Source organism: Pseudomonas caspiana, assembly GCF_040224095.2.
Lineage (GTDB): Bacteria > Pseudomonadota > Gammaproteobacteria > Pseudomonadales > Pseudomonadaceae > Aquipseudomonas > Aquipseudomonas caspiana.
Window position 1 is genome coordinate 3,591,110 of sequence record NZ_CP167995.1, and the last position, 25,717, is coordinate 3,616,826.

The 25,717-nt window shown below is 56.9% G+C and carries 25 protein-coding genes, 1 tRNA gene and 1 pseudogene; 6 read left to right on the forward strand and 21 right to left on the reverse strand.

The window, feature by feature from the left end:
* Window positions 1-44 precede the first annotated feature (44 nt).
* On the forward strand, window positions 45-284 hold the full coding sequence (locus ABRP31_RS16415) for a hypothetical protein (RefSeq protein ID WP_349969346.1): 240 nt from the start codon (window positions 45-47) through the stop codon (window positions 282-284).
* Window positions 285-299: 15 nt separating this feature from the next.
* On the opposite strand, the gene ABRP31_RS16420 is transcribed toward ABRP31_RS16415, so the two are convergent.
* The 4 genes from ABRP31_RS16420 to ABRP31_RS16435 all read right to left on the reverse strand — a co-directional run bounded on the left by ABRP31_RS16420 (window position 300) and on the right by ABRP31_RS16435 (window position 3,855).
* Window positions 300-1,094 (reverse strand): ABC transporter ATP-binding protein, encoded by a 795-nt coding sequence (locus ABRP31_RS16420; RefSeq protein ID WP_349969347.1) that lies wholly within the window; start codon window positions 1,092-1,094, stop codon window positions 300-302.
* Entirely contained in the window at window positions 1,088-2,086 is a 999-nt protein-coding gene (locus tag ABRP31_RS16425) for an ABC transporter permease (RefSeq protein ID WP_087264987.1), read from the reverse strand. Before ABRP31_RS16425 ends, ABRP31_RS16420 begins: the two co-directional genes overlap by 7 nt.
* Window positions 2,073-3,146: an ABC transporter substrate-binding protein gene (locus ABRP31_RS16430; protein ID WP_349969348.1), complete on the reverse strand. Its 1,074-nt coding sequence runs from the start codon at window positions 3,144-3,146 to the stop codon at window positions 2,073-2,075. The genes ABRP31_RS16425 and ABRP31_RS16430 overlap by 14 nt, the downstream gene beginning before the upstream one ends.
* A gap of 172 nt (window positions 3,147-3,318) precedes the next feature.
* On the reverse strand, window positions 3,319-3,855 hold the full coding sequence (locus ABRP31_RS16435; protein WP_349969349.1) for an N-acetyltransferase family protein: 537 nt from the start codon (window positions 3,853-3,855) through the stop codon (window positions 3,319-3,321).
* Window positions 3,856-3,955: 100 nt separating this feature from the next.
* On the opposite strand from ABRP31_RS16435, the gene ABRP31_RS16440 reads away from it, so the two are divergent.
* The 3 genes from ABRP31_RS16440 (at window position 3,956) to ABRP31_RS16450 (ending at window position 7,668) form a co-directional block, all read left to right on the forward strand.
* Window positions 3,956-4,873 carry a LysR family transcriptional regulator gene (locus ABRP31_RS16440; protein WP_349969350.1) on the forward strand — a complete coding sequence of 306 codons (918 nt, stop codon included), beginning with the start codon at window positions 3,956-3,958 and terminating at the stop codon, window positions 4,871-4,873.
* Between the two features lie 347 nt (window positions 4,874-5,220).
* The gene (locus ABRP31_RS16445) at window positions 5,221-6,804 is read left to right on the forward strand and encodes an aldehyde dehydrogenase (NADP(+)) (protein WP_349969351.1); all 1,584 of its coding nucleotides are present in this window, start codon (window positions 5,221-5,223) and stop codon (window positions 6,802-6,804) included.
* Window positions 6,805-6,921: 117 nt separating this feature from the next.
* A complete protein-coding gene (locus ABRP31_RS16450) occupies window positions 6,922-7,668 on the forward strand; it encodes a FadR/GntR family transcriptional regulator (RefSeq protein WP_349969352.1) in 747 nt (248 codons plus the stop codon).
* Between the two features lie 98 nt (window positions 7,669-7,766).
* Here the strand turns inward: ABRP31_RS16450 and ABRP31_RS16455 are convergent, their stop codons facing one another.
* The 7 genes from ABRP31_RS16455 to ABRP31_RS16485 form a co-directional block, all read right to left on the reverse strand.
* Complete coding sequence (locus ABRP31_RS16455) at window positions 7,767-9,095, reverse strand: LLM class flavin-dependent oxidoreductase (protein WP_349969353.1); 1,329 nt, start codon at window positions 9,093-9,095, stop codon at window positions 7,767-7,769.
* A 32-nt stretch (window positions 9,096-9,127) separates the two neighbouring features.
* Window positions 9,128-10,069 (reverse strand): aliphatic sulfonate ABC transporter substrate-binding protein, encoded by a 942-nt coding sequence (locus ABRP31_RS16460; RefSeq protein WP_349969354.1) that lies wholly within the window; start codon window positions 10,067-10,069, stop codon window positions 9,128-9,130.
* Between the two features lie 160 nt (window positions 10,070-10,229).
* On the reverse strand, window positions 10,230-11,510 hold the full coding sequence (locus tag ABRP31_RS16465; protein ID WP_349969355.1) for an FAD-dependent oxidoreductase: 1,281 nt from the start codon (window positions 11,508-11,510) through the stop codon (window positions 10,230-10,232).
* Between the two features lie 14 nt (window positions 11,511-11,524).
* A complete protein-coding gene (locus ABRP31_RS16470) occupies window positions 11,525-12,658 on the reverse strand; it encodes an enolase C-terminal domain-like protein (RefSeq protein ID WP_349969357.1) in 1,134 nt (377 codons plus the stop codon).
* Window positions 12,659-12,737: 79 nt separating this feature from the next.
* Window positions 12,738-13,514 (reverse strand): amino acid ABC transporter ATP-binding protein, encoded by a 777-nt coding sequence (locus tag ABRP31_RS16475; RefSeq protein ID WP_349969358.1) that lies wholly within the window; start codon window positions 13,512-13,514, stop codon window positions 12,738-12,740.
* Entirely contained in the window at window positions 13,514-14,176 is a 663-nt protein-coding gene (locus ABRP31_RS16480) for an amino acid ABC transporter permease (RefSeq protein ID WP_349969359.1), read from the reverse strand. Before ABRP31_RS16480 ends, ABRP31_RS16475 begins: the two co-directional genes overlap by 1 nt.
* Window positions 14,177-14,248: 72 nt before the next feature.
* Window positions 14,249-15,082 carry a transporter substrate-binding domain-containing protein gene (locus ABRP31_RS16485; protein WP_349969360.1) on the reverse strand — a complete coding sequence of 278 codons (834 nt, stop codon included), beginning with the start codon at window positions 15,080-15,082 and terminating at the stop codon, window positions 14,249-14,251.
* A 366-nt stretch (window positions 15,083-15,448) separates the two neighbouring features.
* On the opposite strand from ABRP31_RS16485, the gene ABRP31_RS16490 reads away from it, so the two are divergent.
* Window positions 15,449-16,345 carry a LysR substrate-binding domain-containing protein gene (locus tag ABRP31_RS16490; RefSeq protein ID WP_349969361.1) on the forward strand — a complete coding sequence of 299 codons (897 nt, stop codon included), beginning with the start codon at window positions 15,449-15,451 and terminating at the stop codon, window positions 16,343-16,345.
* A gap of 9 nt (window positions 16,346-16,354) precedes the next feature.
* On the opposite strand, the gene ABRP31_RS16495 is transcribed toward ABRP31_RS16490, so the two are convergent.
* The 6 genes from ABRP31_RS16495 to ABRP31_RS16520 all read right to left on the reverse strand — a co-directional run bounded on the left by ABRP31_RS16495 (window position 16,355) and on the right by ABRP31_RS16520 (window position 21,757).
* Window positions 16,355-17,434 carry a polyamine ABC transporter substrate-binding protein gene (locus ABRP31_RS16495; protein WP_349969362.1) on the reverse strand — a complete coding sequence of 360 codons (1,080 nt, stop codon included), beginning with the start codon at window positions 17,432-17,434 and terminating at the stop codon, window positions 16,355-16,357.
* A 548-nt stretch (window positions 17,435-17,982) separates the two neighbouring features.
* Window positions 17,983-19,224 carry a PrpF domain-containing protein gene (locus tag ABRP31_RS16500; protein ID WP_349969363.1) on the reverse strand — a complete coding sequence of 414 codons (1,242 nt, stop codon included), beginning with the start codon at window positions 19,222-19,224 and terminating at the stop codon, window positions 17,983-17,985.
* 289 nt (window positions 19,225-19,513) lie between these two features.
* Window positions 19,514-19,735, reverse strand: a complete 222-nt coding sequence (locus tag ABRP31_RS16505; RefSeq protein ID WP_087265003.1) for a hypothetical protein — start codon at window positions 19,733-19,735, stop codon at window positions 19,514-19,516.
* Window positions 19,736-20,484: 749 nt separating this feature from the next.
* Window positions 20,485-20,727 carry a hypothetical protein gene (locus tag ABRP31_RS16510; protein WP_349969364.1) on the reverse strand — a complete coding sequence of 81 codons (243 nt, stop codon included), beginning with the start codon at window positions 20,725-20,727 and terminating at the stop codon, window positions 20,485-20,487.
* Between the two features lie 253 nt (window positions 20,728-20,980).
* Window positions 20,981-21,196, reverse strand: a complete 216-nt coding sequence (locus ABRP31_RS16515; protein WP_349969365.1) for a hypothetical protein — start codon at window positions 21,194-21,196, stop codon at window positions 20,981-20,983.
* A 147-nt stretch (window positions 21,197-21,343) separates the two neighbouring features.
* Window positions 21,344-21,757 (reverse strand): hypothetical protein, encoded by a 414-nt coding sequence (locus ABRP31_RS16520; RefSeq protein WP_349969367.1) that lies wholly within the window; start codon window positions 21,755-21,757, stop codon window positions 21,344-21,346.
* A 474-nt stretch (window positions 21,758-22,231) separates the two neighbouring features.
* Here ABRP31_RS16520 and ABRP31_RS16525 point away from each other — a divergent pair.
* Window positions 22,232-22,426 (forward strand): annotated as a pseudogene (locus ABRP31_RS16525) (site-specific integrase); the annotation flags it as partial.
* A 79-nt stretch (window positions 22,427-22,505) separates the two neighbouring features.
* Here the strand turns inward: ABRP31_RS16525 and ABRP31_RS16530 are convergent.
* The 4 genes from ABRP31_RS16530 to pheT form a co-directional block, all read right to left on the reverse strand.
* Window positions 22,506-22,582 (reverse strand) — tRNA-Pro (locus tag ABRP31_RS16530).
* Between the two features lie 87 nt (window positions 22,583-22,669).
* Window positions 22,670-23,026, reverse strand: coding sequence for a MerR family transcriptional regulator (locus ABRP31_RS16535; RefSeq protein WP_087265008.1), 357 nt, complete (start codon window positions 23,024-23,026; stop codon window positions 22,670-22,672).
* Window positions 23,007-23,309: an integration host factor subunit alpha gene (gene ihfA / locus ABRP31_RS16540; protein ID WP_002553164.1), complete on the reverse strand. Its 303-nt coding sequence runs from the start codon at window positions 23,307-23,309 to the stop codon at window positions 23,007-23,009. The genes ABRP31_RS16535 and ihfA overlap by 20 nt, the downstream gene beginning before the upstream one ends.
* Window positions 23,310-23,312: 3 nt before the next feature.
* Window positions 23,313-25,691: a phenylalanine--tRNA ligase subunit beta gene (gene pheT, locus ABRP31_RS16545; protein WP_349969368.1), complete on the reverse strand. Its 2,379-nt coding sequence runs from the start codon at window positions 25,689-25,691 to the stop codon at window positions 23,313-23,315.
* Window positions 25,692-25,717 lie beyond the last annotated feature (26 nt).

Sequence of the window (25,717 nt, forward strand, 5' to 3'; positions counted from 1 at the left end):
GTGCAGCGCAGTCGATACTCACGCCACCAGAAAGGAACCCGTCCATGTCCTATCTATTGATGCTCAAAGAATCGCTGTTGTCTCGCCTTGCAATCAAAGTAGCTCCAGCCCCTGAGGCCCCCGCCCTCCAGCCGGAGACAATGAATACCTTCACCGCGTCGGACGCCGAAGCGGGTCAGGCGCATCTGGAACAGTTTGCCGATGGTGTGGAGTGGGAAACCCTGTTGGTTGACCTGGCCTGCTTCAATGACGGCCCGGAGTATTCGGCCCAAGCCCGGTTCTAAACCCGGCCTATAGCACTACCAGCTCTCCCCTAACCCGAGCAGCCCCAGAATCTGCTTGCGCAGGTCGACCAGATACGGATCGTCACGATGGCGCGGATAAGGCCGCTCGATGGTCAACTGCGCCTTGATGCTGGCCGGGCGGTCGCTGAAGACGATCACGCGATTGGCCAGCAGCAAGGCTTCTTCTACGTCATGCGTCACCAGTAGCGCCGTATAACCCTGGCGTTGCCACAGGTCGATCAATTCCTTCTGCATGGTGATGCGGGTCAGCGAATCGAGTTTACCCAGTGGTTCGTCGAGGATCAGCAGCCGGGGTTCGTTGACCAGCGCTCTTGCCAGCGCCACACGCTGGGCCATGCCGCCCGATAACTGTCGCGGGTAAGCGCGAGCAAAACTGCTGAGGCCCACTGTGGCCAGTGCCGCATCGACTTTACCTGCGTGGGCCTTCAGCAGACCCTGAGCTTGCAGCCCTAACGCGACGTTGTCCCAGACTCGCCTCCACGGATACAGCGTCGGGTCTTGAAAGACCACGACGCGACTCGGATCGGGGCCTGCAATCGACAAGCCGTCAGCGAGCAGCGCGCCACTGTCTGCGGGCTCCAGCCCGGCAACCAGTCGCAACAATGTGGATTTGCCGCAACCCGACGGCCCCAACAAAGCGACGAACTCGCCAGGAGCCACGTCCAGCGAAACGTTTTCCAGAACAGACAGGCGTTGCCCGTCCAGAGCAAAACCGTGACTCAGGTTTTCGATGCGCAGCGCCAGCCCCGCAGACGACGAAACCGTTGATGCAGATGCGGTGGCTACCATTTCATGGCTCCTTGTTGCCAGGCCAGCAGGCGATCACGAATCAAAAACAGCCCGGATATCAATCCGGAACAGGCCAGCGCCATGATTAACAAAGCGGCGTACATATTGGCGTAGGCGGCCCAGCCTTGAGCCCACTGCAAGTACCAGCCAATACCCGATTTCACCCCCATCATTTCGGCAACGACCAGGGTCGAGAACGATGCTCCCAGCCCCATGAACAGGCCGACAAACACATGAGGCAACGCAGCTGGAATCGCCACGTTGAAAATCAGAAAGCCCGGCTTCGCGCCTAGGGTGCGAGCTACGTCGTAATAGGCTTTGTCGACACTGGCAACCCCCGACCAGGTCAGCACTGTGACCGGGAACCAGGTGGCCAATGCGATGAGAAACACACTGGCACTCCAACTGCTGGGAAACAGAAAGAAGCACAACGGCAGCAACGCTGTTGACGGCACCGGTCCCAGAATACGCAAGACCGGATGCAGCCAGTAGCCAATGCTGGTCGACCAGCCAATCGCGACACCCGCGACAAAACCGGTCACTGCACCCAAGGCCACACCCGTGCCCAACAGCAATGCCGAGTTCAGCAAGCTGTCCGCCAGCCGTGGCCAGTCTTCAACGTATACATCCAGCAATGCCTGTGGCGGCGCAAAAAACGGTACTGGCAACAACGCCAGTTTGGCAGTGAGCAGCTCCCAGATCCCCAGCAGCAGCGGCAAGGCAATCAGCCAGGCTCCCGCAGGGCGGGCTCGACGCTGCACGGCCGGGAACCAACGCCCCAAAATGCCTGCCAGTCCAATCAGTGCCGCGACCGCGAGGCACAAATTGGCCAGGCCCTGAGTCATCGGCCAGTTACGGGTGGCATTGGGGAAGTAAGCGATCAGCAGCGCCACGCCCACCCAGGCGACAACGGCCACCGCACCCTGCCGCCAGAACCTGGCTGGAGTACGCTCAAGTGCAGCGATCTGCGGTGCAGCGTCAATTGAAGACATCGGCGGTAATCTCCTTGGAGAAGGCCACGGCGTCGGTGCTCTTACGAATCACTTCAACCGTCTGCAAATCGGTCACATAAGTGACGATTTCCTTGGTCAGGGCTGCACCAACCGCATGGTGACCGTGGGTGTGGTCGTGAAGAATCGCCTGCACTTCTTCGACCGAGGTATTGAGCGCGTGAGCCTGGAATCCTTTAGCGACGACTTCAGGGTGTTTCACGGAATAGTCGTGAGCTTCGAGAATCGCTTGAGTCAATGCCGCAGCGACGCGCTTCTCTTCACGTACCAGCTTGCCGGTCACGCCGACCACGCAGCAGCTTAGGTTGGCGTACTCCTCGACGAGGTTGTTGGAAAGCTCGCGAGCCTTGCCGCCTTTGATCAGGCGATACATGAACGGGTCACTGCCGCTCACTGCCTGCACCTCACCGCGCTCCAGCGCTGTGCCCAGCAAGTCGGCCGGATACAACCGCCATTCCACATCGCGCACCGGGTCGACGCCGTGTTTCTTGAGCAAAATGGAAAAGAAGTTACGGTCCGGGCTGGCCATGTCGGTGACGCCGATGGCCTTGCCCTTGAGGTCTTCGAGTTTCTGCACCGGGCTGTCGACGGCGCTGAGCAATCGCAAGCAACCGCCGTGGGTGCCCGCGGTGAGTTTGACGTCGAACCCCTGCTCCAGCGCTTTGAGCCAGCGCAACGCCATGCCGACACCCGCATCGGCCTTACCAGTGGCAATGGCTTCCAGCAGCACTTCTGTAGAGTTGCCGAAGTTGACCAGCTCGACGTCCAGATTGTGTTTGGTGAAAAAGCCCTGCCCATGGGCAATCACCACGGGCGCCAGGCACACCGCGTTGAGATTGACCGCCAGCTTGAGTTTGCGTGTTTCGGCAAGTTTGATGAATTCCCCGGTGCCTGCTGGCTCTGCGTCACCACCGGCGTGGTGGCCAGCATGCTCATCGGCCGCCCAGGCGAAACCGGGAACAGAGGCCAGTATCGGGCTTGCCAGCGCGACGCCGGTCAGGCCCAACAGACGACGGCGGGTGAGATGATCAAATGCTGCCATGCAGATATTCCTTGAGAAAAAAGTGAGGTCAGGTCGTCACCCGAAATCCTTTTTTATAACTATTCTCAAGGTTTCCAGTGACTGGTTAAAACCATATCACCGGCTTATTTATTCCGAAAATGCATTTAAATTCTAAACTAATATGCAAATAGTCTATCGACCAATTCCTACCTTACTGATCATCCGGCAGGCTGCCGCTGCCATCGCCCAATGCTCGCTGCATCAACACGGTGTCAACCCAGCGCCCGTGTTTGAAGCCTACCGACTCGAAAACCCCGACCCGGCGAAAACCCATTTTTTCATGAAGCCGTAACGAGGCATGGTTTTCACTGTTACCGATCACCGCCACCATTTGCCGCCAGCCACCTTGTACGCAGTGGTCGATGACCGCACCGAGAAGCGACTGACCAATCCCTTTGCCGCCCATGCCTTCAGCCATATACACCGAGTCTTCCGCAGTAAAACGGTAGCCGGGTCTTGGTCGATACAGCGTGGCATAACCATAGCCAACGACGGCTCCAGCCAGTTCAGCGACCAAGTACGGCAACTTGCGCGAAAGGACCTCGGCACGACGTTGCAGCATCTGCTCCACTGACGGCGGCTGCAGTTCGAAGCTGGCGATGCCGGTCAGCACATGGTGAGCGTAAATCGCCTGTACAGCGGGCATGTCATCCTCACGAGCGGTGCGCAGGATCAGGTCGTGGTTCATCTTCGTTCTCGGTAACGATTGCAAGTGCGGCAATCATGCCGCCCCTGCCAACCTTAATAAAGCTATGATTAATCATCCTCAGCATAAGTAAAACTTTGCCATGCAGCCGTTGAACCTGAATCACCTGAACAGTTTCTCCCAGGTCATAAGCCAAGGCAGCTTTTCGGCTGCTGCTACAGCGTTGAATCTGACCCAACCCGCAGTCAGCCTGCACATCCGTCTGCTGGAAAAACGCCTGAACCTGCGTCTGATCGAACGCGTGGGTAAACGCCTTAAACCGACGACTGCCGGGCGCACACTGCTCGCCCACATCGGTCGCATTGACTCAGTCATCGAGGATGCGCTGCAGGATCTGGCCAGTCACGCCCAAGGCGTCGCAGGCCAAGTGGTGATTGGCACCGGTGCGACAGCGTGCATACATCTATTACCGCCCATCCTGAAAAACCTGCGCACGACCTTCCCGAAACTGGACGTACGGGTTTGCACCGGCAATACCGAGACCATCCTCAAAGCCGTCGAAGAGAATCGTATTGACCTGGCACTGGTGACCTTGCCTGCGGCCGGCCGGAGCCTGCATGTCACGCCGTTGCTGGAGGACGAAATGGTCGCGATCTTTGCCCCTGACCAGCCAGACCTGAAAGCATCCATCAACGCCGAGACGCTGAGCAGCCTGCCTCTGGTGGTATTCGAAGCGGGCAGCAGTACGCGATTGCTAATCAACCAGTGGTTCCAGCACGCAGGCGTTCGGCCCAAACCGGTGATGGAGCTGGGCAGCATCGAAGCCATCAAGGAAATGGTCTCTGCGGGGCTGGGCTACAGCATCGTGCCACGCATTGCGGTAGCCACCGCCCATCATCAGCGCAATCTGCAAATCCGCAGCCTGACACCGCCCTTGAGTCGCAGCCTGAGCCTGGTACTGCGCCAGGACAAGCCGGTCAACCGGGCGTTACGTGAGGTCGTTGATGCGTTGCGGGAGTTAGAGGTCAAGAACCTCGGCGTCCGGGAAATATCGACTTGAAATTCGGCCCTGTGGAAAATTCTATGTTCGCCTGCGAGCTTGATCCTGATCCTGTAGGACCGGCTTTAGCCGGGAGGACGGTATTTCAAGCGAAGGATGTCAGCGGATGCACCGGAGCCTCCCGGCTAAAGCCAGCCATACGGCTCAAGGGCACACGAGCACCATCGCAGCCCCACATAGAATCTCCGTGGTTGCGCACTCTTACCCTTAGTTGTACGATGACTGTCAACATATTGTGAGCGCCGCTGATAAATGGCAAGCTCCCTTCACCGTCACCGAACGGTCGGCAGATCTCTAAGACAGGCACCAGCCTGATTAAAACCCGCAAATAAAAACAGGAGACACAGATGCCTAATGTTCTCGGCCACAACTTCATCGCAGGCGCACGTAGCGCACTTGGCGAGCCGCAACACAAAAGTCTCGATGCCACTACCGGTGAAGCCCTGCCCTACAGCTTCTACCAGGCCACTGATGCGGAAATTGACGCAGCAGCCCTGGCAGCCAAAGGTGCCTTTGTTGAATACCGCCAGCTGAGCCCGGCTCGCCGTGCAGAATTCCTTGATGCAATTGCCGACGAGCTGGATCAGCTCGGCGATGATTTCGTCGCTATCGTTTGCCAGGAAACAGCCCTGCCAACCGCCCGTATCCAAGGCGAGCGCGGACGTACCAGCGGCCAGATGCGTCTGTTCGCCAAAGTCCTGCGTCGCGGTGACTATCTAGGTGCCCGCATCGACCTGGCCCTGCCGGATCGCAAGCCATTGCCACGCGTTGACCTGCGCCAATACCGTATCGGTGTAGGCCCGGTTGCTGTGTTCGGTGCAAGCAACTTCCCACTGGCGTTCTCCACTGCGGGTGGCGATACCGCCGCTGCACTGGCTGCCGGTTGCCCGGTCGTGTTCAAAGCGCACAGCGGCCACATGGCGACTGCCGATCTGGTCGGCTCCGCGATCATCCGCGCCGCAGAAAAAACCAACATGCCTAAAGGCGTGTTCAACATGATTTTCGGTAGCGGTGTTGGTGAAGGTCTGGTCAAGCATCCGGCCATCAAAGCCGTTGGCTTCACGGGCTCCCTGAGCGGTGGCGACGCACTGTGCAAAATGGCTGCCGAACGTCCTGAGCCAATTCCGGTGTTCGCAGAAATGTCGAGCATCAACCCGGTCGTATTGCTGCCTGAAGCCTTGGCAGCGCGTGGCGATTCCGTGGCCAAGGATCTGGCGGCTTCGGTGGTCATGGGCGCAGGCCAGTTCTGCACCAACCCGGGCGTCGTCATCGGTATCAGCTCGCCAGCGTTCACCAAGTTCCTTGAGCAACTTCAGGAACACATGGGCGGCCAGGCTCCACAAACCATGCTCAATGCTGGTGGCCTGCGCAGCTACAGCAAAGGTGTAGAGCACTTGCTGTCGCATCCGGGTGTGACCCATCTGGCAGGCAAGCCGCAAGAAGGCAAACAGGCTCAGGCCCAGTTGTTCAAAGCTGACGTCAGCCTGCTGCTCAATGGCGACCCGCTGTTGCAGGAAGAAGTGTTCGGCCCGACCACGCTGGTTATCGAAGTTGCTGATGACGCGCAACTGAAAAGTGCCCTGCTGGGCCTGCGCGGTCAACTGACCGCCACCCTGATCGGCGAACAGAGCGATCTGCAGAAGTACCAATGGCTGGTGCCGGTGCTGGAAGAGAAAGTCGGCCGCATCCTGGTCAACGGCTACCCGACCGGTGTTGAAGTCTGCGAAGCCATGGTTCACGGTGGTCCGTACCCGGCCACTTCCGATGCTCGCGGTACTTCGGTGGGCACGTTGGCGATCGATCGCTTCCTGCGTCCGGTCTGCTATCAGAACTACCCTGACAGCCTGCTGCCAGAAGCACTGCAAAACGCTAACCCGCTGGGCCTCAAGCGCCTGGTGAACAGCGAGTGGAGCGATCAGCCAATCGCTTGAGACTGACCTCGGTCGATTCTCTCCACAAGAAATGGCGCGGCCCCAAAGCCGCGCCGTTTCTTTATGCAAAGAGCGGTGGCGCTCTCCAAAGCACGTACCTTCATCAGGTGGAACACCATGAATCCCACCCCGCTTTCCGAACCTGCAGAGAACGACTCGTCCATAAGACGTCCGCGTAATCTGACACTGGCACTGGCCAACATCCTGACCAGCATGATTGAAGACGGCCAGTTGAAGATCGGTGACAAGCTCCCGCCGGAAAAACACATCACCCAGGAGCACGGTGTGAGTCGTACCGTGGTGCGTGAAGCTATTTCGCATCTGCAATCCCACGGTCTGGTTGAAACCCGGCACGGTATCGGGACGTTTGTAGTCAGGCAGCGCGTCGATCAGATCGACCCACAAGCAGATCGCACCCTTAACGATGTGATGGCGGTTATTGAGCTACGCATTGGTATCGAAGTTGACTCCGCTGGCCTTGCCGCTCTGCGCAGAACCGAGGACCAGTTGGCGCGCATGCTACAGGCGCTGAAAATCATTGAAGATCCAACGGTGAGTCGAGCCGAAGCGGCAGCCGCAGATTTTGATTTTCATCAGCAAATAGCCCTGGCAACCGACAATCGCTACTTCGCTGATATCACCGAACATCTGGGATTGACCTTGATTCCCCGCAACCGCCTCAACTCGGCGGCGCTGGCCAATACCGCCATCGAGGATTACAGCGCCCGGCTGCGCCAGGAACATCATGACATCTACGCAACCATCGCCAATCGCGATTCAGACGGCGCCAAGGCGGCCATGCGCCGCCACCTGAATAATATTCGCGAACGTCTGCGGCTGGCGTACAAGCAACGGGGTGCGTAAGTCGCGCCCTACTCCAGTAAAGGCGCAATTCAAGGCTTGCCGGGTTCAACCCGCTCTGCGTGCAACGCGCATGACGTCAGGTATATAACGACAGCCCCTTAACGGTCTCGCAAGTCCCCAAGCCCTAGATGCTCACGTAACGTCGAACCTTCGTAAGCCTTGCGAAACAATCCCTTGCGCTGCAGGTGCGGAATGACGCTTTCGACGAACTCACTGAACGAGCCCGGTAGATAAGCAGGGGAAATGACAAACCCGTCGCTACCACCCGCCAGAAAAATATCCGCCAGTTGATCCGCTATCTGCGCACCGGTACCCACTAATTGCGGTACGCGAACGCTGCTGGCAAAGATCCGTCCCAGCTCTTCCAGCGTGGTGTCCGCGCCCTGCATCAGCAGTTTCTCGGCAGCCGCCGGATGAATCAGCGGCGACCGGGCAATGTCTGCCAGCGTCGCTGACAGCGGGAATGGCGACAGGTCCACATTCAGTTGCGAGGCCAGCGTCACCAGGCCCAGTTCAGGACGCGCCAACGCATTGTGTTTGTCGCGCTTGGCTCTCGCCTCGGCTTCGCTGCCGCCAATGAACGGCATTACCGCCGTCAGCACCTTGCAGCTGTCTGCCGTGCGCCCCTGCTGCACCACCTGCCCCCGAACGTCTTCGCGAAACGCCTGCATCGCCTTGAGATGCGGATGGATAGTAAAAATTGCCTCCGCCCACCGAGCGCCAAAACGACGGCCCCGTCCTGAAGAGCCGGCCTGAATCAGCACCGGTCTGCCCTGAGGGGTACGGGGAATGTTTAGCGGGCCCTCGACCTTGAACCAATCGCCGTGATGCTGCACCGGATGAATCTTCTCTGGGTCAGCCAGCACGCCGGTTTCACGGTCCAGCTTCAGCGCATCCCGCTCCCAACTGCGCCAGAGTTTGAGCGCCACTTCGACAAACTCATCGGCGCGGTCGTAACGCAGGTCGTGCTCCAGGTGTTTGTCCTTGCCGAACAAACGCCCTTCACTGTCGTTCATCGAAGTCACGATATTCCAGGCGGCGCGACCTTTGGACAGATGATCAAGCGTCGCGAACTCTCGGGCGATATGAGCGGGCTCGTAATAGGTGGTCGAACGTGTTGCGCCCAGCCCAAGTTTGCGAGTCTGACCAACCAGGTACGAGAGGATCGGCAGCGGGTCCAGACGCGTGGCGTCCTGTGCACCGTAACGCAACGCCACATCCCGCGAACCACCCATTTGATCGCCGACCGCGAGGCGGTCAGCGAAGAACAGAAAATCGAACAGCCCCTCCTCCACGACTCGCGCCGTGCGTGCGTAATACTCGGGGTCGAGGTAATTGCCAATGGTCTCGGGATGGCGCCAGACCGCGTGACTGTGAATGACCGGACCGGTCAGCAGAAACGCGGACAGATGAATTTGACGGCTCATGTGCAGCTCCAGTCGAAGTGGTAAGCCTGACGTTATTTACTTTCAGGCGCCCAGACAGTGATGCCGGAAATCTTCAGCGGCTTGGGAATCAGCTTTGCGCCGTAATAGGTGTCGGCGATGCGCTGTTGCTCGGCTAGCTCATCCAGCTTGACGGGGATGATGTCGTAGCTGCGACGGCTGTTAGCCAGTTCCACGGTTTCGACAGGTATGTTGCCCCACACCGGCGCGAGGATTTTCGCCGCCTCCTGCGGATGCGATTTAACCCACTTGCCGGAATCACGCAGGGTGTCGATCACCACTTGCAGGACTTCTGGGTGAGCCTTGGCAAAGCTGGTATTGGCGAGATAGAAACGGTTGTAGTTGGCTAACCCCTGGCTTCCGTCGGTAATGATGCGTACCTGATGTTCACGCTGCTGAGTCGCCAGGAACGGATCCCAGATTGCCCAGGCATCGACCTTGCCACTGGCAAAAGCAGCCACGCCGTCCGGAGCTTCCAGATAGCGCGGCGTAATATCATTGAGGGTCAGCCCGGCCTGCTTCAGCGCGGAAATCAGCAGAAAGTGACTCCCCGAGCCCTTGGACACCGCCACGGTTTTACCCTTGAGCTCCGCCACGCTTTTGATCGGTGAATCCTTCGCGACGATGATTGCCTGAGCGCTGGGTGACGCCGCTTCACGTGCGTAGTAAGTCAACGGAGCATCGGCGGCCTGAGTAAACAGGGCAAAAGCGTCGGCGACATCGGCGTGCAAATCCACTGCGCCAGCGTTCAATGCACTGAGCAGGCCGCTGCTGAATTCATGCCAGTTGACGTTGAAACCCAGAGGCTTGAGGCGTTCCTCCAACTGGCCGTTTTCCTTGAGCAGGATCCACAGCGTGGACGAGCGCTGATAGCCGATATTGATGGTCTGTTCGGCTTGCGCCGTTACCGCCGCAAGCATCAAACCTGCCGCAAGAATGAGTTTTCGTAGGGTCATGGAATCCTTCGCCTTTCGAGGATGCGCCGCTCATTCTGCAAACCATGAGCGATGCTTTTTTAAATTCCATTTAATTATAATAATTTACGAAAACTATTGAAGAAACGTATAAACATAAGCTTATGCAGTTTACGTCCGCCGACGTTGCGAACTCCTTGAATCAGAAACGCGATGCCGCGAAAGGCGTGATATCGATCGGCGGCGATTCTCCGGCAAACAGACTCGCGACAATTTCAGCCGTCATGGGCGCCGAAGCAAGGCCGACATGGCCATGGCCGAAGGCATGCACGACGTCAGGCGTCGCTTTTGCCTTGGCAATAACTGGCAGCCCATCCGGTGTTGAAGGACGATTGCCCTGCCAGCGGGATATGTTCAATTGAGTGGGATCATCGCCCAGTCCGGGATAGGTCTTCAGCAAGTGATGCAACAAGATGTCTGCACGCTTCCAGTCCGGCGGGTAATCGACACCGGCCAACTCCACCTGACCGGAAGCACGCAAACCGCTGCGCGTCATGGTATTGGCCATCTTGCCGTCAGAGGGCATTACCGGGATGCGCGGGCCACTGGCAGGCTGAGCGATCTGCACGTGGTAACCGCGCTCGCTTTCCAGAGAAACCCTGTCGCCTACGCTTTTCGCGAGCACTTTGGAGTGAATACCTGCGCTGATAACAGCGCCATCGCAGACGACGGCGCCTTTGTCAGTACGCACGCTTTGCAGGCGAGCGTTGCTGATGTTGAACCCCTCGGCCCGCGCCTGAATCAGCTCGCCGCCCAGCGCGGTGAAGCTGTTAACCAGACCGCGCACATATGCCCCCGGATCGAGACAGTGACCGCCACTTTCGAGCAACACGCCGAAGGTATACCGATGACTCAGGGCAGGCTCGAATTCATGCAGGGCATCGGCGTCCAGTTCCCACCACTGAATGCCATTGTCGCGCCTTAGTTGCCATGAAAAAGCCTCCTGGGCAAAAGCGTCACGGTCCGGATAGACGTAGAGCAAGCCATCCTGACGAATGAGTTCCGGCACGTCGCATGCAGTGGCAAGCGCCAGATGTCGAGCGGGCGCATCAGACAACAACGTAGAAAGGATACCGGCTGTTCGGGCAGCCTTGGCGGGTGTTGCGCCCGCCTTGACGAAGCGGATCAGCCACGGTGCGAGTTTCAACAGGTACTCCCAGCGAATCGTGAACGGCCCCTGAGGATCAAGCAGGAAACCGGGGACCTTTTTCCAGAGCCCGGGCATTGACATCGGAATAATCGATGCCGGGCTCAGGAACGCGCCATTGCCGTAACTCGCGGCTTGCTCACCGCCAAGCTCTGCGGGCTCCAGGAGCGTCACCCGGTGGCTATCCTTCAGCAACGCCAGGGCCGTGCACGCACCGACGATACCGCCGCCAATAACCACGATATGCCGGGCTGGTTCTGCCGCGTTCTTATTCATGACGGATGCGCTGCTCATCGTTCAGCCAGGATGCGCGCATTGCCGCGCAGTGATGACTCTGAGACCGAAATGCCAAGGCCGGGCCCAGTCGGAACGATCACGGCACCGTCACGGTTGGGAATGCGCTCCTCCAGTACATCCTCGGTCAGTACGTGGTGAGGCATGTAGAACTCGCAGCCCAGCGACATACCCGGCGTCGCGGCGATGAACTGAGTGCCTGCGGCCAGCGCGATACCACCCTCCCACAAGGTGCCGCCATAAGCCGGAATATGCACGGTGTCGGCAATGGCCATGATCCCTTGTGCTTTGAGTATTCCCCCAGCCTTCATCAGTTTCACCGAAATCGCATCCGCCGCGCCAAGACGGATGATCTCCATCAGATCGCGCGCATCAAAGCAGCTCTCGTCAGCGAGAATCGGCGTATCCAGCGCGTCGGCAAAAGACGCCATGGCCGCCAGGCAACTGCGAGGGACAGGCTGCTCAATGAAGGTTGGACGAAACTGGTCGACGTCACGCAGGATACTGATCGCACCAAAGGGCGCCAGCGCCTGGTTATAGTCAAGGCGCAGATCTATCGAGTTGCCGAACTCGCTGCGCATGGCGTCCAGGTGGGCCATGTCTTCAGCGTGGGATTTGACCCCGGTCTTGACCTTGAATATGCGGTTACCCGCAGGAACCATCGCCCGCATGCGGTCCATGTCAGCGTCAAAATCGGGGTCGGCAATCGAGAACGAAAGGGGAATGCTGTTGCGTACTCTGCCGCCCAATAGGTCGGCAACCGACAGCCCGCAGGATTTGCCGAGGATGTCGAACATCGCTGTCTCAATGGCGAGTTTGGCTTCACCGTGACCGACCAGCGCAGTGTCCATGGCCAATGTTGTGGCGCGGATCGAGCGGATGTTTGCCCCTATTACCAGTGGGCGCAAATAAGTGTCGATGGCGGCAAACGCCCCCTCGGCCGTACCGGTGAAAACTTCCCAGGGCGCAGCCTCTCCCCAGCCGACAATGCCGGAGGTCGAGGTCAGTTCCACCAGCACACGTTTCACGCTGCCTTTGACGTTACCCACGCCCTGAAGCCGCGCCATTTTGATCGGGCTTTCAATCAAAAAGACCCGCAGCCTTTGAATGCTTTCGTTTGTCATGGTCATGACTCCTCCGCCCGCAGCGCAGCCTGAAAAATCAGAGACTGGGCACGATTAATGTCTGTTTAAATCGGTCAGGCCCTGATCAACGGGCGCCGCTACCTTTATGAAAATGGTTGAGGAAATTACGCGTCGCGTCTTCACGCGGGTTGTCGATGGTCTCGCGCGCTGGTCCTTCCTCGACCACGTAGCCGTCACGCATGAACACCACTCGGTCAGCCACCTCACGAGCAAAAGCGATTTCGTGAGTGACGATGACCATGGTCATGCCATCGGCCGCCAGCCTTTGCATCGTGGCCAGCACCTCGCCCACCAATTCAGGGTCCAGCGCTGAAGTGGCCTCATCGAACAGCATCACTTCAGGTTCCATCGCCAGCGCCCGGGCAATGGCCACGCGCTGCATCTGGCCACCAGACAGAGTCTTGGGCATTTGCTGTGCACGGTCAGCCAGGCCGACTTTTTCCAGCTGCGCCATGGCCAGATCGCGTGCCACGCCCTTGCTCAGGCGACGCACATGAACCGGCGCTTCCATGACATTTTCCAGCACACTCATGTGCGGAAAAAGGTTGAAGTTCTGGAAGACCATCCCGGTTCTTGCCCTGAAAGCCGCAAGCTCTTTAGTGCCCGGCGGCCGATGCCCCTGACCGAAAAGAAAAGTGGTGTCCCCCACGCGGATTTCGCCCGCATCGGGTTCAACCAGCAAATTGATGGAGCGAAGGAGCGTCGATTTGCCCGATCCGGAAGGGCCTATCAAAGAAACAACACCGCCCTCCTCGACCTTGAAATTGATGTTCTTCAACACCTCCAGCGCACCGAAACTTTTGCGCAGCTCGGTGATTTCGATCTTTGGTTTCGCGGACATTATTGGATGGCTCCGTGTTTCTTCTCGCGATAGCGCACGATCAGGGTGAGCGGAAACAGGATCAGAAAGTAAGCGACGGCCACCGCCGAATACGTCTCAAGCGGACGAAAGCTGTCGTGGGCAATCATCTGCCCCTGGTACACCAGGTCGGGCACGGCCAACACCGACACCAGCGAGGTATTTTTGAATTGCATGATCGACTGGTTCATCAGCGCAGGAATCATGCGCCTGATCGCCTGGGGCAGAATGATCCGCCGCATGGTCAGCATCGGCGTCATGCCCAACGCCCCGCCCGCCTCGCGCTGCCCTGCCTCGATGGAGACAATGCCACCGCGAATGATCTCGGCGTAGAACGCACCGCCATAACAGGACAAGGCCAGTAGCGAGGCGGTAATCGGCGTCATCTCGACACCCGCCAGAATCGGCAGCGCGTAGTAGAACCAGATCAGCTGCACCAACACGGGTGTGCAGCGAAAGACCTCTGTGAACATCAGTGCGAAAGTCCGCACCAGCGCAAAACGAGACAGCAGCCCCATTGCCGCCAACAATCCAATGACCAACCCGCCCACCACGATGGCAGCGGTAAAAGACACTGTCAGACCAAGGCCTTCAAGCAGTAGCCAGCGATATTCCCAGAGTGCGGAAAAATCCCACTCGTACATGTCAAAACCCCACGTCACCTAACACATCAAATACACAGGTTTGAAAGCTGCCCGATCAACAAGAAAGGGGGTTCAGATTTCAAAGCCTTCCGGGAAGTCTTTCACGGTGACTTTGACCAGTTCCATGTTGCGCATGATCGCGTCCTTGATGAAGCCGTTGGCACGATGCTCGGTGATCCATGCATCAACAAATTCGCGCCAGGAAGTATCTTCTTCGCGACGGAAGCCGGCGTTGGAGGTGGTGGAGTTAATGGGCGTTGGCACAATCAGTTGACCGATCGCCGGATTCTTCGCTCGCAGGGCAAGCGCCAGAACCATCACCAGGCATTGCGCATCAACACGGCCGGATTGCAGCGCTGCCGTGGCGTCACTGGCGGTTTTAAGGCGTGAGACCGTAGCGTTTGGCGCAAGTCGGGTCACTGCACTGTCGTGAGAGGAGCCTGCATCGACGCTGATGCGCATATCGGCAGTGTTGAATTCATCCCAGGTCTTTGCCGTGACCGATTTTTTGGCAATGAACGTGAACGAGTTCTTGAATACAGGACCGGAGAAGTCGATGACTTTCTGTCGCTCTGGCGTAGGGTTCAGCCCGAAGAACACGTCGATCTTGCCGGCCTGCAAATCCAGCACCGAGTTACCCCAGGTGGTTTCCAGAATCGAGAGCTTCACGCCCAGATCATCGGCAAGCTTTTGACAGATGTCGATGTAGAAGCCGCGCCATGGGCCGCCGGTCAGGCTCTTCTGATAATAAGGCGCGCCATCGGCGATGGAGCCGATACGCAAGACGCCTGAGGATTTCACGCGCTCAAGTGAGCTGTCTGCTTTGGCACTCAGTGAAACAAGCCCCGTCGACGCGCTGATAACGGTAGCCCCAAAAAGCTTGGTGAATCTTCTGCGCGTAATCATGCAAAGCGTTCCTTTTTCTGGGCCATTTGTGATGTTTTGAACTCATCATCTCGCGAAAATCTGACTGGCAGTCGAAAAAAGACAGGTGACGCAATTGTCGATTGGACGGCGCATTCGACAGTGTCGCTGCGCTGTTCGACTTATTGTTGGCAGATGACTTCTGCTCAGTGCTGCGTAATCAATCTGTATCCAGGCGCAGGCTGTCTGCGATGCGTGGATGCGCCGGGTGTCGCGTATGACCGAGCCTTCAGACCGGGCACAGATTTGCATGACCTATTGATGACACAAAGCTTTTTACAACTGAAGCCTTGAAAAATGGTTTCGTCATGACTAAAAATCATGGTGCCCTCACTCAGGATCAATGCCATGCGCCGATTTTTACCCTCGCTCTCTGCGTTGCAGGCTTTTGAAGCATCGGCACGGCATTTGAACTTCACCCGGGCGGCGGAGGATCTGGCTGTGACGCAAAGCGGTGTCAGTCGCCAGATCACCAATCTCGAACAGTTCCTGGGCATGCGCCTGTTCGAGCGCTCGGGTTCCCGTCTGATCCTCACCGATGCAGGCAGCAAGTATGTTCAGGATGTGGTGCCAATGCTTAACCGGCTCGAAGAAGTCTCCATTGATCTGGTGCGCGGCCGCAAAGCGGATGCTTCGTTGATGATCGGCGCCAATCCGACCTTCGTGTCCCGCTGGCTCGCGCCACGGCTGGAAAACTTCGTTCGGCAAGCACCGGAAATACCCGTTGAGGTCAATCCGATCGAGGCCGATATTGACTTCAAGACCTGCCGCTTCGATATCACCATCATGCGCGGCACAGGCGCATGGAGCGAGGCCAGAGCACAGGAGTTGTTTGCTGAGGAATTAGTCGTAGTGGCATCACCCAGATTGATTCCTCTGGGCGAAACCCGGGACCAGCTGGACTTCTCCAAAATACCCACGCTGCAAAACGCAAGCAGACCCAGCCTGTGGCTGCAGTGGCTGCGCGCTTCGGGGTGCGTCGGTACGGGGCTGATTCAGGGCGTGCGATTTTCCCAGAGCGAGATGCTCATCAGTGCCGCCGTCAGCGGCCTGGGGCTTGCGGTGGTGCCCATCCATTACGTCGAACGGGAACTGCAACGGGGCGAACTTCACATGCCATTTGGCAATCCGGTACGCTCGGGGGAATCATATTGGGTGGTCAGCCCAGAGCGTAAATCCCGACAACAGCACGCATTGCTTTTTCGCGACTGGTTGATGCAGCAGGCGCGGCAAAATCGCCAGTGATCACAAAGATCACTGACCGGCTTTGGCTTCAGCCCAGACTCGCGCCCTTAGCGTCTCAATATCTGGAGGTATTGCCTGCAGAGCGAACAAGCTGCTGAGCGTATCCGCATCTGGATAGATGGCAATGTTGTTGTGCACAGAGGGCTCAACCAATGCTTCGGACTTATCATTGCCGTTCGGATAATGCAGGTAGTTGGAAACGCTACTGATCACCTTCGGATCGAGCATGTAGTTCATGAAGGCGTAAGCGGCTTTTTTATCGGGTGCATCTGCGGGCATGGCCATCATGTCAAACCACATCGGCGAGCCCTCCTTGGGCAATGCGTAGCGGATATCCACCCCTTTGCCTGCATCCTGCGCCTGATGCTGCGCCAACATGACGTCCCCTGAATAACCGACCGCGACACAAATCTTGCCGCTGGCCAGATCCGCGATGTAATCCGTTGAGTTGAAATAGCGTACATAGGGGCGAATGGCGAGCAAAGCCGCTTTGGCCTCAGGATAATCAGCCGCATTTTTGCTGTCTGGCGACAGGTTCAAATAGTTAAGTGCAATGGGCACCACACTGGCGGCACTGTCGACCATGGCGATCCCGCATTGGGACAGCTTCTTGATGTTTTCGGGCTTGAAGATCACATCCCAAGAGGTAAACGGTGCATCTTTACCAAGCACAGCCTGGACCTTATCAGCGTTGTAACCGATCCCCGTCGTGCCCCACAGATACGGGAACGCATAGGCGTTACCTGGATCAACCCCTGCCAACGCCTGAAGTAGAACCGGATTCAGGTTCTTCCAGTTAGGCAGTTGGCTTTTATCCAGTTTCTGCAGGTCCCCGCGCTGGATCTGCCTGGCCAGAAAATGACTCGACGGCACCACAATGTCGTAACCGGAGTTTCGGGCTTTGAGCACTTCGTCGAGCGCCTCGTTACGCGAGTAAGTGTCATAAGTGGAGGCAATACCGGTTTCTTTCTGGAAGTTCTTCAGCGTGTCCGGCGCGAAATAATCCGTCCAGTTGAAAATTTTCACAGTTGGCGCCGCCTGGCTTATCGATGCAACCAACATCAGCGGAACGAGGGCTCTGGTGAACATCTGATAGTCCTTTCTCAATGTGGGAAGCACACTGTTTGGTCGTCGCGATGCTAACCGATTGAACTTTCTCACGATGACAATATTTTAACTATCGCATGGTGCGTAATAGCTAATCCATACCGCGGTATTGACGGTGTAGAATCTGCGCCAGGCTAAAACAGGTACGGATTGGTCAGATGGCCCAATGGGAACGCAGAGGATTCACGGAAAAGACCGAGGGCCGGGCACTGTTGGCCTGTCTATTGATAGTCAGCTTTTTCATAGAGGGATCGTGGACCGGCGATTACTCATCGAACCGAAAATTTGTTTTCAGCGCAGGGTTCGTGACCCTGTGCATTATCGTGGCAGTGTTTGAGCTTGTGATCCTGAACGGGATATATGGCGAGGGTCGGTGACGCACGAAGGCAAAGCAAGTTATGTGAAAAACACTGCACAAAATATTCACGACTTTTTCACGCCCTGCCCCGTATGTTTAACCCAGCTCCTTCATGACTTTAAGCCCGTTGATCCCCATCGCGGGCTTTTCTTTTGCCTGTAATTTGCTGCTTCTAGTCCTGAGCCCTCTCCCCCATTGCTTCGATCAACCCGGCAGAAGCTCTGTACAACGGTGCATATCCGCGCATCAGTATTTGAGCGCTTCGGCGATACGCAGCGGCTTTGACGTCGATGCGACTGCCTTCGGTTCTGGCGCTGACCGTTGTATCCAGTTTGCCAGCCGGATTCTCGATGCTCACTTCGATGTCTGAAAACTCAGCGCCAGGCTGAGCAATGCCCACTGCGACTTTATAGGCAACTGTCCCCGGAAGCAGGCAAGCCGCGGCCAGACAGCAGCCGCCGGAAACGGCCATCGACGCATGGCCGGTCTGAGGCGTGAAGTAACGAACGGCGATGTTGCCGCCGTGACGCGGAGCTCCAACGATACACACCTTGGGTACGGTCTCGCTTCGCTCGAGGTCTGTGAGGCTCATGAGCTCACCGTCGCGACGGCGAAGTTTCATTTTGAGACCCGCCTCAATCCAGACTTGCCTTAGCTGCGCCATGAAGGTCGGGTCAGCTTCAAGCTCCGAGATGGGTTCATGGCCGGTCTTGCCGAAACTGGCCGCGTCGGCAATCACCATTGGCACCGCAACATCGACACAGGAAACGTCGTGTCCACTGATCGTGTCCAGCACATTGCCCGTCGGTAAAAACGCACCGGTCTTGTTGCCTACGGGAGACTGGAGAAACAGGTCCACACTGGGGAATGCGCCCTGGACGCCCGGAATTTCAGCATTTATGAAACGCCCCTGGTCGTCGCGATACATCCGCGCAAACGTCACGACGCCGGTATTGGTGTTTTTGATTTCAACCTCAAACACGCCGCTGGCGGGTGCTTCTATCAGCCCGCTATCAATGGCCCAGAGCGGCAAAGCAGACGACATGTTGCCGCAGTTCACACTCCAGTCGATGGCGCTGTGATCGCTGGCCAACTGCGCCAGCGTGCTCACAATCCGAGGACCTGTAGGTGTTTCTTCTATCCTTGCCAGGAATACTTTATTACTGGTGGCAGGCCCTCGCCCCAAGCCGGTGATCTGGCGATTACCCGGTTGATTTCCAGATTGGGGGACACCCATCAGGTGACGCAGCAACTCCGCACGCAACCCTTCGTCACTGGGCAACAACGGCTCCCAGATCACAACACCCGTCGACGTACCACCGCGCATGTAATGCACCGGCAATTCGATGACGCCGCTTTGAAGTCTGTTACGGAGTGTGGTTTGACTGGAGGGTAAGGGTCTGGATGCGTGCATGGGGGTTTGCGTATCCTCAGGATGAATTAGCGTTGTAGCGCATCCTAAGACTTACAAAACCAAAAATCGATGCTCCCCCGACGACCCAGACTGCTTTACGGATTGAGTTGAGTTGCCCTGGCCGCCGGGGGAACGCTTACATCTTAATAAGGAGAGGATGTTGTGGATTTAAGACAAGTCTTAAAATACAACCTTCAATCTTGATCGGCATAGCCTGACTCAGGCTATGCCGATCAAGATTGAGCAAAAATGCGGGTCATCTCCAAGTCTGCGGCGTATGAAGCAGCCTTCAGCCCGGAGAGAACAGCGATCTGATCATGTGAAGTTCTGCCGCATGAGTCATCGCCTCAAGGTCATCAAGGCTCATTGAATGGCCGCACCCTGCACATTGTTCGCCAACCAGATCCTCAATTCCAAACAGGCCGCTGGTAGTCCCATCGCTTGGGTCAAAAGGATTGCAGTTGCAGGCAACGCACCGAAAATCCTCGAAATACTGCTCGTCCAGTCTCATTGTCCGACAATCCTGAAAATTCGACCGCATGAAACACCATCTTCAGCATAGTTGCTAGCCGGACCCGACGGCAGACACGCCGCTGAGTCTTTTTTGAAGAGTTTTTGTTCTGGAAAGCGTCACTCCGTGGTCCGTTTGGCATGGATTAGTGTAAGAATTTTCATCCCGCCTTGTCCGTAAGTAAGCCCGCAGAAACATACGCCGCTGGCCGAGGACATCAGCTGTGATGTGGTCCTTGCAGGGCGATGCCTTGGGTGGGATTGAACAACCGGGTAGCGGAGAACAATCAAGCCCGAACAGCGGGTTGCCGCTCATAAGGGCCCGTTTTCCTCGCACCACAGATGCCATATGATCCCGGACCAGGCTGGTCAAAAACCTTCTCCCTTATTACTCACCATCCAAACAGGCCGAGCTCCTTAAAGGTTCAACGCAGAATTTCGGGCATACAACAGAGGGGATGAGGTAGCCAATACCGCCCAGCCAGGTAGTGACTGGGCCCAGGTCAGTAGGGTAAACGGGCCGAACAAAACGTTCTCTCTAACCGTGTCGAGAATGGATATCGCCGATGCATGACACTGGTGTGCTGTTGACGCAGGTTTTGGTTAATCCCCTAGGTATCGCAACGACAAAGTACCGGAGATCAGCCAGCCCTAACCAAAGCGTTTAGGTATAACTCACGTCGAATGGTCCTTGGCTTAATAGCCTTGGAAATAGCAGAAGCCCGGCGAAGGACCGGGCTTTTTTGAGATTTAACGAGGATTTGGTTCGTCATTCATCTCAGCATTGTCGACGTCCATATCTGTCATTTCTTCCTGAACCGGTGCGTCGTCATTTGTATCCAGCGGAATCTCCCCTTCGTTGCCCGGGAGTTCATCAACCCCAGGCTGGTCGCTAGGGTTCACGTCAGTGCGGCCCGGACTCAGAGGAGCTGGAGAAGTAGGCATCGGGTCGACTCCGCCCATGCCACCTTGAAGCGTTGTGTCAGTGTTCATGATCACCTCCAATGCCCAACACGGTGTTGGGTATGTTTACTGGAAGTAGCCTGTGATTAATCGTTCGAGACTTTAGCCAAACGGTAGGAACGAATGAGCCCTCCCTGAACTTGACGATCAGAGGTTCCGAGGGAATTTGCATCAGATACTGCAGCACTCGCAGCTCGGAGCAATGGGTGTGAATGAACCAGAAACGAAAAAGCCCAGATCAGTGCCTGGGCTTGAGTAAGGTTACTCGAATATCTTGGCCGCGTTAGGCGCCGCCGTTGTCGCGACCTGTCTGAGCATCCTGATCCGACCCGGGATTACCCGCTGGAGGATTCCAGTCTTCTGGCTTTTCGCCTGTACCCTGCTTCGGCTCGGAGGCCGCTTGATTCAGGCCAGAGTCGTGGTCGGCACCGGTATCAACACCTTTCTGGTCTGGACCTGGATAAGCGGCTTCTGGCCCGTTGTTTTCTATCTCCATCATGATTCTCCCGTCAGGGCGCAGGATGTCTGCGCATATGATTGGGAGAGCCTTACCGGCGACCAAGTGCCGAGCGTCCGACGGGCGGAGATTGGAAACACAAAAGCCCAGTGCTTCGGCCGGGCTTATTACAAAACAATCGCCAATCTGCTACCTCCGATTCGCGGCTGGCCCACGTGATAGCCAGTACAAAACGCTGGCCGCTGAAATCAGCGAAAGAATGAGCGCAACAAAGCCGGCCGTAGAGTTCAGTGCGTATGTCGCACTGACCAAAGCGGTCAGACATGCTGACAACAACAACGGCAAATAGCACAGCACCCGCAGCACTACTTTCTTACCACTACTGAGTGCCAACTGACGCTCCAACAGCTTGCCGAGACCAGCCAAACATAGTGAAAGGGTTCCAACCGCCATCAGTGATACGAAATACATCACAACAGGCGGAAGCCCGTAAGCACCTGAAGCATCCGCAGGATTATCTCGGAATCCTTCAACGGAGTAGCCCAATGCGGCCAGGGACAGGGGAAATAAGATAAATACGAGGTTTCTAGCTAGCGCTGGCATTCCTGAGTCCATGCTCGGTTATTGATCTCAATAAGGTAACACGCAACGCTGACGCTCTCCGAACGAGGCCAGGCAGCAAATTTGTTTTCGGCGTGGCGCGGGAGATTTACGAGCACGGAGTGCGGAACATTCTGAGCAATTCAGACCAGGACGATGAAAACGTGATCGAAAGCCCTACTTCGTCTTCGTCGACTGCGTGAACATCCAGCCAAACAGCACAATCATTACAATGGGCACGATCAGTTGAGAGGGTGACGCTGTACCACTGTAGACCTGCAATCCGGTGAACAGCATGACGAACAAGTTTCCAACCGCACAGATCATGAACAACCAGCGCAAATGCTTAGGGAACATATCCATCCTTTGAGCAAAAGCGGGGTTGTAATGAGATACCGCCTGGATTCCAAGAAATGGAACTGCCAGGAAGCGCAACGGCATCACCAGTGCGCAGGAAGCCTCGCATAAAATGGGGGCTCTTTCGGAGGAACACTGCGCGCCGCTGGCGTGACCGAGGAAGAGCGGAAAGCGTTGCCCGGACATAGGAACGGCAGCATCGCCAGCGATTGCTCCAGCGTTGAGCGCGGGCATTTGATTGAAGCTGAGAACATAGTTTCGGCAACGGATTCGCGTGGTCCCGTGCTGACAATTCTGAAGAGGAGGCAGGCGTGAAAAATCGGGTAGCCCCGCAAAACTCTCTATGGACAGAAATGAAAAAGCCACCCGAAGGTGGCTAAGTCATTGAATTAAATGGTCGGGACGGAGTGATTCGAACACTCGACCCCTTGCACCCCATGCAAGTGCGCTACCGGGCTGCGCTACGCCCCGACTAGGCGTGTATCAGATTTCGCATGATGCGAAAACTTCGAGGAATATAACCTAAGCTTTTGAATTATGGAAGTATCCGGGCGATTTCTACTTGCCCAGTACCACCAGAACGTCTTCCAGCTCTACGATCATTTGCTGGATCAATTGCTTGTATTCCTGGGCGTCATCCTTGGGTTCGCCGCTAGTCATGCGCAACCGCGCACCACCAATGGTGAAGCCTTGCTCGTAGAGCAAGCCGCGGATCTGCCGGATCATCAACACGTCTTCGCGTTGATAATACCGGCGGTTACCGCGTCGTTTAACGGGGTTGAGTTGAGGAAATTCCTGTTCCCAATAGCGCAAAACGTGCGGTTTCACCGCGCAGAGTTCGCTTACCTCGCCAATGGTGAAGTAGCGTTTGCCTGGGATCGGCGGTAACTCGTCGTTATGACTTGGTTCCAGCATAAGCCTCAACTCGGGCCTTCAACTTCTGCCCTGGACGGAACGTGACAACACGGCGAGCCGTGATAGGAATTTCTTCCCCGGTCTTCGGATTTCTACCAGGCCGCTGGCGTTTATCTCGCAGGTCAAAATTGCCGAAACCGGACAATTTGACCTGTTCGTTATCTTCCAGAGCGTGCCTGATTTCCTCGAAGAACAGCTCCACCAATTCCTTGGCTTCTCGTTTATTCAGGCCCAGCTCTTCGTACAGACGTTCGGCCATCTCAGCTTTCGTCAGAGCCCCCATACGCTACTTCCTTAACGTGGCGTTTAACCTTTCCTCGAGTGAGGTGAGGATTTTATGCGTTGCCGCATTGACCTCATCGTCGTTAAGAGTGCGCGATGGATGCTGCCAGGTCAAGCCAACTGCAAGGCTTTTTCTATGCGGATCAATGCCTTTACCCTGATAAACGTCAAATAGCCTGAGGTCTGTGAGCCATTCGCCTGCATTTTCTCGAATAACGTCAAGAACTGCGGTGGCTGGAACACCCTCATCAGCCAGCAACGCCAGGTCACGCCGAACTTCAGGAAAGCGCGATAACTCCTGGAATTCAGGCATTTTACCCAGTGCCACTTCAGCCAGAATCAGCTCGAATACGAAGACTGGACGATCCAGACCCAACGTTTTCGACAACTCAGGGTGAATAGCGCCGACGTACCCTACTTCACGACCGTCGCGCTCAATGCGAGCAGTCTGGCCAGGGTGCAACGCAGGATGCTTGCCCGGCACAAAAGTGAATGCATTGAGCGCACCCGCGAAGCCCAGAATGGCTTCAACATCCGCCTTGACGTCGAAGAAGTCGACTACATCACGGCCCTGCGCCCATCCTTCGGGCATACGACTGCCACACACAACACCGGCCAGCATCGGCTCCTGCTTCAAACCGTCCAGTTGACCGACAAAGCGCAGGCCGCTTTCGAACAGACGGACACGATCCTGCTGACGGTTGAGGTTGTGTTGCAAAGACTTGACCAGACCCGGCCACAACGAGGCGCGCATCGCAGCCATGTCATTGGAGATCGCGTTTGCCAGCAGCAACGGCTCAGCGCCAGGGCTGAACAGCTCGAACTGCTTGGGATCGATGAAGCTATAAGTGATCGCTTCCTGATAGCCGCGAGCGACCAACAGGCGACGCAGCTCAGGCAGATTGCTACGAGCCTCAGCTTTGGCTTGCGGTGCCAGACGCGCCTGCGGATAACGAACCGGCAGGCGGTTGTAACCGTACAAACGGGCCAACTCTTCGATCAGGTCGACTTCAAGGCTGATATCGAAGCGATGACTTGGGACTTCAACGCGCCACTGTCCTGCCGCTTCAGAGGAAACGGTCAAGCCCAGGCCGGTCAACAGACCTTCAACTTCAGCAGGGTCCATTTTCAGGCCCAACATCTGCTCGATACGCTCGGCACGCAGCGTCACAGGCGCGATCGACGGCAGATCTTTTTCGCTGACAGCCTCAATGACCGGTCCAGCCTCGCCACCAGTGATTTCCAGCAGCAGGCCAGTGGCCCGCTCCATGGCTTTGCGCGCCAGTTGCCAGTCAACACCGCGCTCGTAGCGATGCGAAGCATCGGTGTGCAGGCCATACGAACGGGCCTTGCCCGCGACGGCGATCTGGTCGAAGAACGCGCTTTCGAGGAATACGTCACGAGTCGTGCTGGAAACACCGCTGTGCTCCCCGCCCATCACACCGGCGATGGCCAGAGCACGCTGGTGGTCAGCGATAACCAGCGTATCTGCACGCAGGCTGACTTCCTGACCGTCCAGCAGAACGAGCTTCTCGCCCTCTTCTGCCATGCGCACACGAATGCCACCGTGGATTTCGGCCAGATCAAACGCGTGCAGCGGCTGACCCAGTTCGATCATCACATAGTTGGTGATGTCGACCACGGCATCGATGCTGCGAATATCGGAACGACGCAGACGCTCAACCATCCACAACGGGGTAGGAAGCGACAGGTCTACATTGCGAATCACACGACCGAGGTAACGCGGGCAGGCGTTAGTGGCCAAGACTTCGACCGGACGCACTTCATCGTGTGTCACAGGAACAGCGGCAACAGCCGGGACAGTCACCGGAGCCGCGTAGAGCGCACCGACTTCACGAGCCAGACCCGCCAGCGACAGGCAGTCGCCACGGTTTGGCGTCAGGTCGACTTCGATGCTGGCATCATCCAGCTCAAGGTACACACGGAAGTCTTCACCCACCGGCGCATCGGCTGGCAGCTCCATCAAACCGTCATTGCCCTCACCCACTTGCAGCTCGGATTGGGAGCACAGCATGCCGTTGGATTCGACGCCACGCAGCTTGGCTTTCTTAATCTTGAAATCGCCCGGCAACTCGGCACCGATCATGGCGAATGGAATCTTCAGACCCGGACGCACGTTGGGCGCGCCGCAGACGACCTGAAAGGTTTCCGAACCGTTGCTGACCTGACATACGCGCAGCTTGTCGGCATCGGGGTGTTGCTCGGTGCTCAGCACTTCGCCGACGATTACGCCGCTGAATACACCAGCAGCCGGAGTGACGCTGTCGACTTCAAGGCCGGCCATCGATAAACGAGCAACCAGCTCGTCGCGGGATACTTGCGGGCTTACCCAGCCGCGCAACCATTGTTCACTGAATTTCATCCTGCTCTCCAAAAAAATGCGTTACG